The organism is Martinezella paranaensis (genome assembly GCF_014200235.1).
Classification (GTDB): Bacteria; Pseudomonadota; Alphaproteobacteria; order Rhizobiales; family Rhizobiaceae; genus Rhizobium; species Rhizobium paranaense.
Window position 1 is genome coordinate 182,980 of sequence record NZ_JACHBI010000009.1, and the last position, 12,604, is coordinate 195,583.

Here is a 12,604-nt window from a genome sequence, read left to right on the forward strand (position 1 = left end):
AGTGTCTACCTATCCGACCAGTTCGCGCGCTGTCTCGCCATCAGGAGGACGAAGGAGAGCACGACGATGAGGATGAAGAAGATGACCGCCATGGCCGAGCCGTAGCCCACGTCGTAGTAGGAAAAGGCGGTGTTGTAGAGATAAATGTTGATCGTCTCGGAGGCCGTGCCCGGTCCGCCCTGCGTCATCGCATAGATGATATCGAAGCTTTTGACCGCATCGATGCTGCGAATGATGACGGCGATCATCAGGAAGGGTGCGATCATCGGAAGGGTGAGATAGCGAAACTTCTGCCATACATTGGCCCCGTCGATCTCCGCGCTTTCGTATGGCTCGCGCGGAACCGCGGCGAGGCCGCCGAGCACGATCAGCATGACGAGGGGCGTCCACTGCCAGGTCTCGACCAGGACCAGCGACGGAATGACGCTGAACTGGTTATAGATCCATTCCTGCGGACCGATGCCGACAAAAGATAAGAGGTAGTTGAGCACGCCGAGCTGCGGATGGAACATCATGGTCCAGACGAGCGCGATGGCGACGGGCGTCGCCATCATCGGCATGACGAAAATGCCGCGCAGAAAGCCGCGAAAGGGAAATTGCGCATCGAATATTAGGGCGGCGAGTGTGCCTAAGAAAACCGGCGCGATGACGGAGAGGCCCGTATAGAGGACCGTATGCCACAGCGCCTCCCAGAAGCGGGCGTCGGTTGCCAGGCGGACGTAGTTGGAAAAGCCCGCAAAGGTTTGGGATTGCCCGAGCGTCCAGCTATTGATGCTCATCCACAGAGTGAAGACCCACGGAAAAACGATGACCGCGGCAATGACCACCAGGGCCGGAATGACGAACGGCCAATAGTTGGGAGCAAGCCGATTTTTCGGTTTGCTCTTGTTCTTGGCAGCGGTCGCCGCGGCATCTTCGATGTGCACGGACGCCATCACCCCTCGCTTCGCGCCAGCACCGGCTCGAACTGTGCGGTTGCGTTCTTCAGCTCGCTTTCCGGATCGGCGCCGCCGATCATGTTGGTGAGCGCCACACCGTAAATGTCGCGGAACTCGGTGACCGGGATGATGACCGGCAGGCCGAGTGCTGAGACCTTGCCGGAGCCGACGACGGCATCGAGCCAGGCCCCAGGCATCTTGACGCCTTCACGGACCTTCTGATCCTCGAGGACGGACTGGCGGAACGGCACGCCGGCGCCAGCCTGCAGTAGCCGCGCGCCCATGTCATGCGAGATCACCCATTGGCAGAAGAGATAGGCGGCTTCCTTCTTCTGGCTCGCCGCCGTCACGCCGATACCGTCGCCAAAGGTGGCGGCCGCTTGTGCAGAGGGCCCCTTGGGAATGACGCTATAGCCGACTTGGCCGACGACGCGGGATTTTTCCGGATTTTCGATCGGCGGCGCAAAGCCGACGCCATCGAACCACATGCCGATCTTGCCCTGCAGAAACGCGGATTGAGACTCGGCCCAGTTGAAGCCGGAGACGCCGGGAGGTGCGGCCTTGGTCATCAGGCGCTGATAGAGCTTGGCGGCCTCTATCGCTTCCGGTGAGGTGGTGCGCAACTTGCCGTCCGGCGAAAGCGGCGTCATGCCATAGCCGAGCATGAAGGCTGTCCAGACCGGCGTGTTGGCATTCTTGAGGCCGCGGGCGACGAAGCCGTAGGTGTTGGTCGATTTGTCCGTGAGCGCTTCGGCGGCATTGGCCATGTCGTCGAAGGTCTGCGGATAGGTGAGCCCCTTCTTTTCGAAGAGGGCCTTGTTCCAATAGACGATCCAGTAATCGACCGAGAAGGGTAGGGAGCGCAGGACGCCATTGGAATCCTTGGCGAACTTCAAGCCTGCCTCGGCAAAATCGCTTTCGACCAGCGATGGGTCCGTCAGGGATGGGTCCTTCAGGAAACCGCTGATGTCGGCGAGCCAGCCGCCCTTTTCGAACTGCCGCTTCTGCACGTGATAGCTCAGATGGACGACGTCGAAGCTTGGCTTTCCGGAGCTGAGCTCAATCGTCGTCTTCTGGCGCTGCTGCTGTTCCGGCGTCGCCTCGGCATTCACCTTGATGCCGGTCAGCGCCTCGAACTCGCTGAGATATTTGAGGATGGTTTCGCTGCGCGGGCTCTTGACGAGGTTGACTTCCAGCGTGGTTCCCGAAAACCGTTTCCAGTCTACCGCCGCCGATGCCGTGCGCATGCCGAGCATGCTTGCCGCGCCCAAGGCGGCCGTGCCTGCCATGAAGTGGCGGCGTGTAGGATTGATGAATGACGATGACATGCTGTTCCTCCTCCTTTGGCCGAAATCTCCTCGTTTGCGGCCTGTTTCGTTCAAATCTTCAATGCACGATCCCTTGCTCCGTTGATGTGCGAAACGAGAGACGCGACGGCGTCCTCCGGGGATCGTCTTTCGATCGCCTCAAGCACTTGCAGATGCTCTTTCATGACCGGCCCGACATGTCCGTTGATCCGGAAACGGTCCTGGCTGATCAGCCGCATCTTGATCGAATTGACGCGATAAGCGTTCGAAATAATGGTGTTGCCGAGCGCGTCGATGAAGGCATCGTGCATGCCCCAGTCCACCGACTGCGCATGGACCTCAAGCTCTTGTGAAGCATCGCCCGCCTGGATGGCCGCGGCAATATCGCGATGCTGTTTCAAGAGTTTAGCGATCGTTTCGTCCGAGGCCGTATGGGTGAAGAGTGCAACGGCTTCCTTTTCCAGAAAGATGCGTAGCTGAAACGCCTCGCGGATCAGATTGAGATCGATATGGGCAATCTGGAGACCGCGCTGCGGCACCGTCTTGATCAGGCCTTCGGCTTCGAGCCGCGGGATCAACTCACGGATGGCGCCCAGCGGCAAGCCTGTGAGTTCGACGAGCCTGCGCTGCGAGACGAATTCGCCTGGCCGCACATCGCGAGCAAGCAGATGATGGGTAAAGCTTGCATAGGCTTTTTCCCGTAAGGTCGGCTGCTCGTTCACGCCGTCCATTCGTCCCTCTCTTTCCTCTCCGGTTCGCTTAAGCTGCCTTGGATCTGAAAAGCGCATTAAACGCGCCGGCGAGATGCTTCTGTCCTTCGTCGGATATTGAAACGAGCGGCGGACGAACCGCAAGCCAGATTTCATCCCCGGAGACCTGTGCCACCATGACTTTGACGGCCGCAGTCACAGGGAATTTCAATAGTTCCGGCACAAAATCCACGACGCGCGGATCATCCTTTCCCTCTTCCGCCATCAGGCGGACCTCGTGGGGCACGAAATTTGCCATGCCGGAAATCGCTCCCTGGCCGCCCAACCGGACGCCCCTGGCAAGATGGCGTTCATCGCCGATCAGGATGATGAGATCGCCATGCGCCTTCAATAGCGCCTCCGTGAACGGCCAATCGCCGGAGGAGTCCTTGACACCGACGACGACGCCGGGAAAGGCGCTGCGCAGCCTGCCAATCAGCGCCACGGAAAGCGGCACCATGGTGATGGAAGGAATGTTGTAGACGATGATGTCACGCGCCTTGTCGGCCAGCCGCGCGAATACGGCCGAGAACCAGCGAAACAGACCTTCGTCGCTGACATTCTTGAAATAAAAGGGTGGTGCAAGGAGGATATTGCGCACGCCTTTCGCCAGCGCAAATCCCGCTTGTGCGGCGGCATCTTCGACCGAGTCCGCCATCACGCCCACGATGATCTGGTTCGGCGCTATCCCAACTTCCAGGAAGGCGTTGAGCACCTGTTCGCGCTCTTGCGTTCCGATGGAGGAGCCCTCGCCGGTGGTGCCGAAAAGTGTGACGCTCGAGCATCCCGACGCAAGGCTTAGCTCGGCCTGCTTGATCATTGGGCCGATCGCGATATCGCCTTTGGTATCGAAGGGTGTCGTGAGCGCGACTGACAGACCGAATTTGCGATACAAGTTCCATTCCTCCAGATGTGCTATCAGTACATACAGACTAACATGTTAGTTGTATAGCCAGAATCGCACGCCTTGGATTGGCTCACGGAAAAATGTCGCGATGGCTGTCACGCAAACACGGATCGTGCGGCAGTTTTTGAAGCTGCGATGGGTTTTGGGTAGCTATCGCAGGACTTCAGCTTAGTCGTCGCCGGCTTCACTTTTGCTGGTTGGAATGTCGACACCCGAATGACCTGGGCTCTCCGAGCGCGATGTCGCAGAGCCGATTTGCGCATCATCTCCCAGGATGAGGCTGGCCGCGCCGATCAGGCCTGCATGACGCCCGAGCTGTGCGGGAACGATCGGCACATCGCGATAGGCTGGCATGGCGCGTTCGCGAACCGTTGCCACGATGGCGTCGTGCAAAAGATAGAAGCCGTGGGATATCCCGCCGCCCATTACCAGAATGTCCGGGGAGTAGAGGTGGAGCAGATTGGTGAAGCCGATCCCCAGCCAGCGAGCCTCCGCGCTCAGCAGTTCCATTGCCAACGCGTCGCCGTTTCGCGCGGCGTCAACAACGTGGCGCCCGGTCACTTCCGCATCGGCCGATAGGTTGCGCAGCATCGAGCCGTCGGATTGGCGGGTACGCGCTGTCGCCCGCCTGCCAAGGGCCGTTCCGGAGGCAACGGCTTCAAAGCAGCCGATCGCACCGCAAAAGCACCGCTCCCCTTCACTCGTGATCGTCATGTGACCGATTTCCGCTGCCAAGCCACGTCTGCCATGCAATGTTCGTCCGTCGACGATCACGCCGCCGCCGATCCCGGTCGAGACGGTGACGAAGACCATCGATCGCGCGCCGCGGCCGGCGCCATATCGCCATTCGCCAAGTGCCGCCGCGTTTGCGTCGTTTTCGAGCCGCACCGGCAGTTGGAACCGGCTGGAAAGAATATCGGCGAGCGGAACCTCGTACCATCCGGCCAGGGTCGGCGGGGCAATGACGATGCCGACTTCCGGATCGAGCGGGCCGGGGGCGCCTATCCCGATCCCGGTCGGAACAAGATCGGGCTTTTCCGCCAGCGTCGCGGTTGCCAGCAACTCGATCTGCTGGATGACCGCAGCCGGTCCACCCGCCGCATGGGTCGGCACGGCGGAGAATGACAACAGGCTCCCCTCGCTATCCACCAGCGCAGCGCGGAGCTCCGTTCCGCCGAGATCAAATGCGAGGGCAACCTTTTTCACGAAACGCGGCTCTCCAATCCATGCAGCCAAGCCATCCGCTCGCCCAGGTTCTTATCGCCAAAGGCAAGCGATCCGAGGACGACCGTTTGTGCTCCGGCCGCGCGCAACAACGGCACGGTCTGTTCGCGAATGCCGCCATCGGCCGCCAAGATTACCTGACCCTCCCGGCCAGACTGTTTCAGCAGCGAGCGCGCTTCGATCAGCCGATCGCAGGCCTTCTCGGAAAGGCTTTGCCCTTTGACGCCGATCGATGTGCCGAGCAGGGTCACGAAGGCGACATGGTCGATGAATGGCCGGATCGCTGAAACGGGGGTCTCCAATCGCAGGACGACACCCGCCTCGGCGCCAAGCTCCTTTGCCAGCGCGACGGCACGTAAACCGGCTTCACCGTTTTCGGCATGAACGCTGATAAGATCCGCACCCGCTTCGATGAATTGACGCGTTTGCTCCTCGACGATTTCAGCCTCGACCATCAGGTGAACATGGATCGGCCTAGCGGTTGCCTTGGCGATGCGTGCGACGAAGTCCGGAAAGAACAGGAATCCCGGCGTAAAACGCGCGTCGGCAACGTCGATGTGATGCAGGTCCGCGTAGGGTTCTATGCGCCGGAGATCGGCCTCCATGTTGGCAAGATCGGCCGACCACAGCGAGAATTCGCCCAGCAGCCGGTTGCGGGGAAGCGCTGCAATGGCCGCCGGGCCGGAGAGTGTATTGAGTGTCATGATGGGAGGCTCCGGATGGTCTTCGATGTGAGGAAGGTAGCGATGGCGTCTTGAACTTCGGCGAAATGCCGTGCCTTGTCGGCCGCCTTGGGGGTGACTTCGACAAAGCGGGCATCGGCAACAGTGTCGGCGAAAGTCCGGGCGCAGGTGAGGGGATGGATCGCGTCCTGTTCGTTGCCAATGATGAGGGTAGGGACGGTGAGGGCAGCGGCCTCCGCCTGTGTCACCCCAGGGCCATCAGCCGCGATGTCGGCCAGTACGGATGCAAAAGCGGCCGCATTCGGCCGATCGAAATAGCCGAGCAGGGAAGCAAAATTGTCGGGCGCGTTCGCGGATATCCGCAAGCCGATTTCGGAAGCGGCGAAGCGCTCCTTGGCTTCACCGATCGAATACGAGCGGAGCAAGGCCGCGACAGTGCGGACCGGCTCCAGATTGGCGGGCGCGGCGGTAAAGGTCCAGGCTGGACGGACAAGAATGAGGGCAGCGACGCGGTCCGGGTAATGGTGAGCGAGGTAGAGGGCAATGGCCGCGCCCATGGAAATACCGCCGACGACAAAGCGGCCTAACCTGCGATCTGTCGCCACCGCTAGCACATCCCCGGCAAACATCCGAAGTGAAAAGGGCCTGATGTCGCCAAGCGACGACGCACCATGTCCGCGGCACTCGACCGTGATGCGCCGCGCCTTTCCCATTGGAAAGGTTTGCGCAACCTGCGCCTCATCGCCACCCAAGCCATGCTGAAAAAGCACCGGCAGCCCTTGGCCGCTATCGAAAACGGCGAGGGTGGCATCATCACGCATGAAAGCTGCGCTTGCGCCCATCAGATCAATTCCTTGAGAAAGGCCGCCACATGCGGCGCCTCCGCTGCTGACAATCCGTGCGTGACGAGCGGGCCATCGAAGCCGACGGCTTTCAGTCGTGCGATGAAATCGGGAAAATCCACGATGCCCTGGCCGGCTGTGGCAAAGCGTCCATCGGCATAACGATCCTTGGCATGTGCCATGGCGATGTGCCCGGCCGCGGTCTCGATCGCGCGCTCGACAATGGCGCGCGCTTCCGTTGGCGTGGCGCTTTCGAAAAGATTGGCCGGGTCAAGCACGATGCGCAGCCTTTTCGATCCCATTTCTGTAATCAGCCTCTGCGCATCTGCAGCAGATCTCACAATATTCGCCTGTTCGGGTTCGATGCCGAGATCGACGCCATAGTCTTCCGCCAGTGCCAGCGCCTTCGACATCTCCGCCGCCATATCGGCCCAGGCCGAGGGGTCGGCGTTTTCCGGATGATGTGCCCATTGATCGCTGGGATGGCGGGTGCCGGTGCAGAGTGTCACGAGCGGAATGGAAAGTGCCGCCGCAGTCTCGATGACGACGGCAAGTTGGCGGAGGCCAGTCTGCCGCACCGATGCGTCAGGGTGGGCCATATTGTAGGTTCCGGACAAGGCGGCAAAGGAGACGCCTGTTGCCTGGGCCGCCGCGCGGATCGCCGTGACGGTAGCCTCCGGCACGGCATCCGGCATGGAGGGCAGCCCGGAGCAGGCAAGATTGAATTGCGTGCCGGTATAGCCGCTGTCGCGCACCGCCGAGAGGACGTTTAAGGGATCGGTTCCGGGAAAAGTTTTGGCGAAGATCCCGATCTGCATCAGACGGCTCCCGTCACTGACGCGAGTTCAACGCGCTCGCCGGTCTCTACGGACCGCGCGATCGCCACCATCGCGCGGATGGAGGCAATCCCGTCTTCAACATCGGCGCCGCGCATGGGTGCCCCCTTCAGCGCAGTATCGGCGAGGCCTTCGAGCTGCCGGCGGAAAAAATGTCCGTCGGCACCGAGCGGTTTCCTGCTCGTCGCATCTTTTTCATGAAAGATCTCAACTTCACTGGAGCGGAAGTACCAGGGATTAAAGGTCTTTGCGAGGACCGAGCCGTTTTCGCCGTAGAGCTGGAAACCCTCGTGCCAATCCATGCGGACGGCAACTGTCAGATCGAGATGGCCGAGGGCGCCATTGGCGAATTCGGTTTCCACGAACCAGCAATAGGCGCCGGCACGCTCCGACAGGCGGGCGCGTACGGCGACGATATTGCCGCAGAAGAAGCGGGCGGTATCGACCAGATGCGAACCATGCGCCAGCATGAAATATTGCCTGAGATCGGCTTTCGGATTGCCGGCCGGCTTGCGCGCAAGTTTGCTGGTAACCGGCAGCGGCTGCACCGCATCGGTGTTGGTGTAGCGATGAGTGGAATCGCAATACCATGCCTTCAGCGCGAAGATCTGGCCGATATCGTTTTGAACGAAATCATGGGCGGCCTGAAGCGCCGGATCGAAACGCTTCATGTGCCCGACCTGCAAGATCTTGCCCGAGCGTCTAACGGCGTCGGCAAGCTGCTGGCCTTCCTCGACGGAGACGCCGATCGGCTTTTCGCATAGTACATGTTTGCCGGCCTCGAGCGCTTTGATGGACATCGGCACGTGATAGGCGTCTGACGTGGCGACGATGACCGCCTCCAGATCAGGGTCGGCCAGCATGGCGTCGTAGTCACTGAACATTTTCTGCGGCTCGTAGGTTGCACCCATGCGTGCCAGCAGATCGGGTGCGGCGTCACAGATCGCGTAAAGATCGGCGTTTTTGGCCTTCACGCAGGATTCCAGATGCGCAAACTGGGCAATCGGGCCGCAACCCAGCACACCGACGCGAAGACGACGATTTTCCTTCTTGATCATGATCTTCTTCCTTACGCGCCGCAGCTGCGCATCGTTTCGCGGTTGGCCTTTATGGCTGCGGCAGGATCAGCCGCGGCCGTCTCGGATTCCTCTTCCAGCACCAGCCATCCGTTGAAGCGCGGTGCCTGAGAAACGAGATCAATCACCGCCGGCGTATCGAGAACGCCTTTGCCGAGCATCGCCCATCGGTCCTGCGCATCGACATCCTTGAGGTGCAGATAGCGAATCCGATCCCGGTAGGTGCGCATGGTATCGAGGATATCGTCATGTCCGCGCAAGATATGGCCGGTGTCGGGAACCCAGCCAACCAGTGTGGGATCGAGCAGCGCGAAGATCCGATCGTAGTCGGCACGGTTGAACAGCAAGGTGTTGTGATGCGAACTCGGATGGACGGCGACCCCGACGCCGGATGCCTTACCGAGCGCGCCGGCGCGATTGTAGAACTCGGCGGCGATGGCAAACTTGTCGTCACGCGCGCCTTCCGAGACGATGGTCGCGGAGCCGATCGAGACAAGCGCGCCTGGGAATTGTGCGGCATAGTCGATCCAGCGCTGTGCCGTGGCTAGATCCTTTTCCATTGCGTCGGCAACCGTGAAACCGCTTTTGGAGCCGAAGGCGAAGGAGACGAGCTGCAAACCCATATCTCTCAGAGCCCTGGCGAATTCGCCGGGCTTTGCGGCGTAGTGGCCGATCATCGTGTCGGTAATTTCGATGCCCGAATACCCGCCCGTGGAAATCGCCGAGAGCAAATCGTCCGGCGTACCGGCCCAAGCGTCGCCGAGCATTTCCCATGTGAACGTCTGGCAGCCGACCTTTAGATCCCTGGTCATGTCGTCATTCCTTGATTCCGCCCTGCGTCAGGCCTTCGATAATGTGTCGTTGGAAGAAGAGGACCAAAACAATCAGCGGCACGGTGACGACCGCCGACGCAGCGGCGATGTCTCCCCAGGGCACGTAGTATTGGTTGGTGAAATTGGCGATGCCCACCGGAATGGTCTGGCTGTCGCTATCGGATGTGAAGGCCAGTGCGAATAGGAACTCGTTCCAGGCGGTGATGAAGGCGAGCAGGCCCGTGGTCACGAGGCTGGGGAGCGACATCGGCAGGATGATATGCCAAAGCAGGCCGATCACCCCCACGCCATCCATGCGCGCGGCTTCGTCGATCTCCCGCGGCAGCGTTTCGAAATAGCCGAACAGAACCCAAGTCACGAGCGGTAGCCCAAGCGCCAGATAGGTGATGATCAGGGCACGGTAGGTGTCCAGAAGGCCCAAGTCGGACGCGATCAGATAGAGCGGTCCGACAAGCGCGATCTGCGGAAACATTGAGACCGACAGGATGACCATGAGGATTCCAAATCGCCCTTTCACATCGAGACGGGAAAGGGCAAAGGCGGCGAGCGAACCGACGATCAGGCAGAGAGCCGTGGTCGCGAGCGATACGATGAGCGAGTTCAAGACATAGTGGTGCAGGCCCTTTTCCACGAAGGCATTGTAATAATGCTCCAGCGTGAATGGGTGCGGGATCAACGACGGCGTGCCTTCCGTCAGTGCTTTGTCGAGTTGGAACGAGGTCGAGAACTGCCAAAGGAACGGCCCCGCGGACCAAACGAGAATGAGAAGTGCGCCAAGATAGATCGTGATGCTCTGGAAGACTGGGCGGCTGCCGTTCATGTCGTCTTCCTTAGCTGCCTGACCAGGAAAAGACAGAACACCAGGGCGATCACGCCTTCGGTGATGAACATTGCGGTCGAAATGGCCGAACCGTAACCGAACTGCAGCGTCGCGAAGAGCACCTTGTAGGACAGCGTTGAAAGCGTTTCGGTGGAATCGGCCGGACCGCCGCCAGTCAGCACATAGACCAGATCGAAAACGCGAAATGCGTCCAGCGCCCGGAAAAGACCGGCAATGAGCAGGGTCGGCAGCAGCAGAGGCAGGCGGATATTCCAGAAGATCGTCCATGCCCCGGCGCCGTCCATACGGGCGGCCTCGATCAGCGATTTCGGAACGGTCTGCAGTCCGGTCAGCAGGAGCAACGCCATGAAGGGCGTCGTTTTCCAGACATCGGCAAGGATAATCGTCGTCAGTGCCGTCTCGGGCGCACCATACCAGTTCACATTCTGATCGATCAAACCGAGCTGGAGCAGGATGAAATTGATAATGCCATGCTGCCCGTCGAACAGCCATCCAAACATCTTTGACGTCACGACCGTTGGCATTGCCCAGGGAACCAGCATTGCCGCGCGGACGATGCCGCGGCCGCTGAAAGCCTCGCAAAGGATCAGTGCCATAGCTAGGCCGATCAGCGTCTCAAGCCCGGTCGATGCGGCGGTGAACCAGATCGTGTGCCACCAGGCATTCCAGAACGGCGGGTCCGTCAATAGTTGCACATAGTTGGCAAAGCCGATGAAATCATTGTCCTGCGTAATCAGGGAACGGTTGGTGAAGGAAAGATAGACGCCATTGATGATCGGATAGAAGGAGACCGATCCCAGCGACATGAAGGCCGGCAACAGCAGGAGCCAGGGCCAGAGGGCGCTCGGAAGCGCCCCCATTGACCTTCGCGTCCTGCTGTCGGCGGGGGCCGTCAATGCAGTGGCCATATCAGGCAACGATTTTGTTGATCTGATCGGCGGCAGCCTTGAGCTCAGCCTGGACGTTGCCGCTGACCAGAGCCTTGGAAATGCTGGACTGCAACGCCAGCGTCACCTTGGCATATTGTGGGGTGATCGGCCGGGGCGTGGCGCCGGTGAAGACGTTTTGCAGGCTTGCCATAAACGGCTGTTCGGCCTTCAGCTTTGCATTTTCGAAGATTGCGGGGCGCGAGGGCGCGAGGCCGAAATTCAAAGCGAGACGGGTCTGGGTTTCCGGAGACGACATCCATGTCAGGAACTCGATCGCCGCTTCCCGCTTCTTGGAATTGGCATTGACGCCAAGCTGATAGCCGCCGAGGCATGCTGCACTTTTGCCGCCGGGAAAATGCGGCAGCGGCGCAACCGCGACCTTGTCGACGACGTGCGAGGCTTTCGGGTCCTGCGCGATCGGATAGACATAGGACCAGTTGCGCATGAACATCGCTTCGCCCGAGGTGAAGGGCTGACGGGAAGGCTCTTCGTCCCAGGAAAGAACATTCTGAGGGCTGATTTTCGTCTTGTTGATCGTGTCGTAAAGAAACTGGATCGCCTCGACCGCGGCCTTCTCACCAATCACAGACGATTTGCCATCGGCGGCCAGGATGGAGCCGCCATTTGAGGTGATAACCTCAACAGCATCGCAGATCAGGACCTCGGCCTGCTTGCCTTGCCAGAGATAGCCGAATTTGGTGTCGCCGGCCTTCTGAGCGGCAGCCGCCATGGTTGCCATGTCGCCCCAGGTTTCGGGAACCTTGCCGCCATGCTTTTCGACGAGATCCTTGCGATAGTAGAACATGCCGGAATCGACGAACCACGGAAGCGCGGTCAGCTTTTCATTGTAGGTGCAGGCTGCGACCGTTCCGGGAAAATAATCGCTGCGTTTTTCCTTCGGGAAATACTGGTCCAGCGGTAATGCCCAGCCGGCCGCCGCAAAACCGGCGATCCAGATGACGTCCTGGCTGAATACGTCAGGCGTTCCGTTACGGCGGGCCAACTGCTGGATCAGGCCCTGGTAGACCTCGGTCGACGAACTCGGCGGCGGGAGCTCGATGAATTTGACCATGATGCGGTCCTGCGACTCGTTATAGGCCTTGACGAGATCGCCGATACCTTCCTTGCCGAAGAAACTTGCGCTGGCAAAGCTGATCTCCGTGCGGTCGGCAGCGCGCGCCGTGCGCATCCCAAGGCCCGACGCGATACCGAGGGTCGCCGCGCCCGCGGCTCCAATCAGCAACTGGCGACGGTCGAGCATTACGGAACCTGCGGCCACGTTTGAAGCGGCCGGCACTTTCTTGAAGTCGCTCATGTTTCCCTCCCAGGAAAGACTGACGCCCTCCAAAAATCTCCGCGCCAGCATTAGCATATGTTTGATAAAAAATTATCGCGCGTCAAGAAATAAGATGCTTTAAATCACTTTATGACGCGTCGGG

The 12,604-nt window shown here is 60.1% G+C and carries 13 protein-coding genes; all 13 read right to left on the reverse strand.

Going from position 1 to position 12,604, the window contains the following annotated elements; translation table 11 throughout:
* Positions 1–5: 5 nt before the first annotated feature.
* The gene (locus tag GGD50_RS21705) at positions 6–935 is read right to left on the reverse strand and encodes a carbohydrate ABC transporter permease (protein WP_183939227.1); all 930 of its coding nucleotides are present in this window, start codon (positions 933–935) and stop codon (positions 6–8) included.
* A complete protein-coding gene (locus GGD50_RS21710; protein WP_183939229.1) occupies positions 935–2,266 on the reverse strand; it encodes an ABC transporter substrate-binding protein in 1,332 nt (443 codons plus the stop codon). The genes GGD50_RS21705 and GGD50_RS21710 overlap by 1 nt, the downstream gene beginning before the upstream one ends.
* 50 nt (positions 2,267–2,316) lie before the next feature.
* On the reverse strand, positions 2,317–2,976 hold the full coding sequence (locus GGD50_RS21715; protein WP_183939231.1) for a GntR family transcriptional regulator: 660 nt from the start codon (positions 2,974–2,976) through the stop codon (positions 2,317–2,319).
* A gap of 28 nt (positions 2,977–3,004) precedes the next feature.
* Positions 3,005–3,889 (reverse strand): dihydrodipicolinate synthase family protein, encoded by an 885-nt coding sequence (locus tag GGD50_RS21720; RefSeq protein ID WP_183939233.1) that lies wholly within the window; start codon positions 3,887–3,889, stop codon positions 3,005–3,007.
* A 180-nt stretch (positions 3,890–4,069) separates the two neighbouring features.
* Positions 4,070–5,107: an ROK family protein gene (locus tag GGD50_RS21725; protein WP_183939236.1), complete on the reverse strand. Its 1,038-nt coding sequence runs from the start codon at positions 5,105–5,107 to the stop codon at positions 4,070–4,072.
* Entirely contained in the window at positions 5,104–5,829 is a 726-nt protein-coding gene (locus GGD50_RS21730; protein ID WP_183939238.1) for a ribulose-phosphate 3-epimerase, read from the reverse strand. The genes GGD50_RS21725 and GGD50_RS21730 overlap by 4 nt, the downstream gene beginning before the upstream one ends.
* Complete coding sequence (locus tag GGD50_RS21735; RefSeq protein WP_183939239.1) at positions 5,826–6,650, reverse strand: alpha/beta fold hydrolase; 825 nt, start codon at positions 6,648–6,650, stop codon at positions 5,826–5,828. The genes GGD50_RS21730 and GGD50_RS21735 overlap by 4 nt, the downstream gene beginning before the upstream one ends.
* The gene (locus tag GGD50_RS21740; protein WP_183939241.1) at positions 6,650–7,468 is read right to left on the reverse strand and encodes a sugar phosphate isomerase/epimerase family protein; all 819 of its coding nucleotides are present in this window, start codon (positions 7,466–7,468) and stop codon (positions 6,650–6,652) included. Before GGD50_RS21740 ends, GGD50_RS21735 begins: the two co-directional genes overlap by 1 nt.
* Complete coding sequence (locus tag GGD50_RS21745; protein WP_183939243.1) at positions 7,468–8,544, reverse strand: Gfo/Idh/MocA family protein; 1,077 nt, start codon at positions 8,542–8,544, stop codon at positions 7,468–7,470. Before GGD50_RS21745 ends, GGD50_RS21740 begins: the two co-directional genes overlap by 1 nt.
* Before the next feature lie 11 nt (positions 8,545–8,555).
* A complete protein-coding gene (locus GGD50_RS21750) occupies positions 8,556–9,374 on the reverse strand; it encodes a sugar phosphate isomerase/epimerase family protein (protein ID WP_183939245.1) in 819 nt (272 codons plus the stop codon).
* Between the two features lie 4 nt (positions 9,375–9,378).
* Entirely contained in the window at positions 9,379–10,215 is an 837-nt protein-coding gene (locus GGD50_RS21755; RefSeq protein WP_183939247.1) for a carbohydrate ABC transporter permease, read from the reverse strand.
* Positions 10,212–11,042: a carbohydrate ABC transporter permease gene (locus GGD50_RS21760; RefSeq protein WP_414124775.1), complete on the reverse strand. Its 831-nt coding sequence runs from the start codon at positions 11,040–11,042 to the stop codon at positions 10,212–10,214. Before GGD50_RS21760 ends, GGD50_RS21755 begins: the two co-directional genes overlap by 4 nt.
* 103 nt (positions 11,043–11,145) lie before the next feature.
* Complete coding sequence (locus GGD50_RS21765; RefSeq protein ID WP_183939251.1) at positions 11,146–12,480, reverse strand: ABC transporter substrate-binding protein; 1,335 nt, start codon at positions 12,478–12,480, stop codon at positions 11,146–11,148.
* Positions 12,481–12,604 lie beyond the last annotated feature (124 nt).

What these genes read in the sequence shown, in the direction of transcription:
- GGD50_RS21705 (WP_183939227.1), bottom strand. Translation starts at nt 935, where the DNA reads ATGGCGTCCGTGCACATCGAAGATGCCGCGGCGACCGCTGCCAAGAAC.
- GGD50_RS21710 (WP_183939229.1), bottom strand. Translation starts at nt 2,266, where the DNA reads ATGTCATCGTCATTCATCAATCCTACACGCCGCCACTTCATGGCAGGC.
- GGD50_RS21715 (WP_183939231.1), bottom strand. Translation starts at nt 2,976, where the DNA reads ATGGACGGCGTGAACGAGCAGCCGACCTTACGGGAAAAAGCCTATGCA.
- GGD50_RS21730 (WP_183939238.1), bottom strand. Translation starts at nt 5,829, where the DNA reads ATGACACTCAATACACTCTCCGGCCCGGCGGCCATTGCAGCGCTTCCC.
- GGD50_RS21735 (WP_183939239.1), bottom strand. Translation starts at nt 6,650, where the DNA reads ATGGGCGCAAGCGCAGCTTTCATGCGTGATGATGCCACCCTCGCCGTT.
- GGD50_RS21740 (WP_183939241.1), bottom strand. Translation starts at nt 7,468, where the DNA reads ATGCAGATCGGGATCTTCGCCAAAACTTTTCCCGGAACCGATCCCTTA.
- GGD50_RS21745 (WP_183939243.1), bottom strand. Translation starts at nt 8,544, where the DNA reads ATGATCAAGAAGGAAAATCGTCGTCTTCGCGTCGGTGTGCTGGGTTGC.
- GGD50_RS21750 (WP_183939245.1), bottom strand. Translation starts at nt 9,374, where the DNA reads ATGACCAGGGATCTAAAGGTCGGCTGCCAGACGTTCACATGGGAAATG.
- GGD50_RS21755 (WP_183939247.1), bottom strand. Translation starts at nt 10,215, where the DNA reads ATGAACGGCAGCCGCCCAGTCTTCCAGAGCATCACGATCTATCTTGGC.
- GGD50_RS21760 (WP_414124775.1), bottom strand. Translation starts at nt 11,042, where the DNA reads ATGTCGCTGGGATCGGTCTCCTTCTATCCGATCATCAATGGCGTCTAT.
- GGD50_RS21765 (WP_183939251.1), bottom strand. Translation starts at nt 12,480, where the DNA reads ATGAGCGACTTCAAGAAAGTGCCGGCCGCTTCAAACGTGGCCGCAGGT.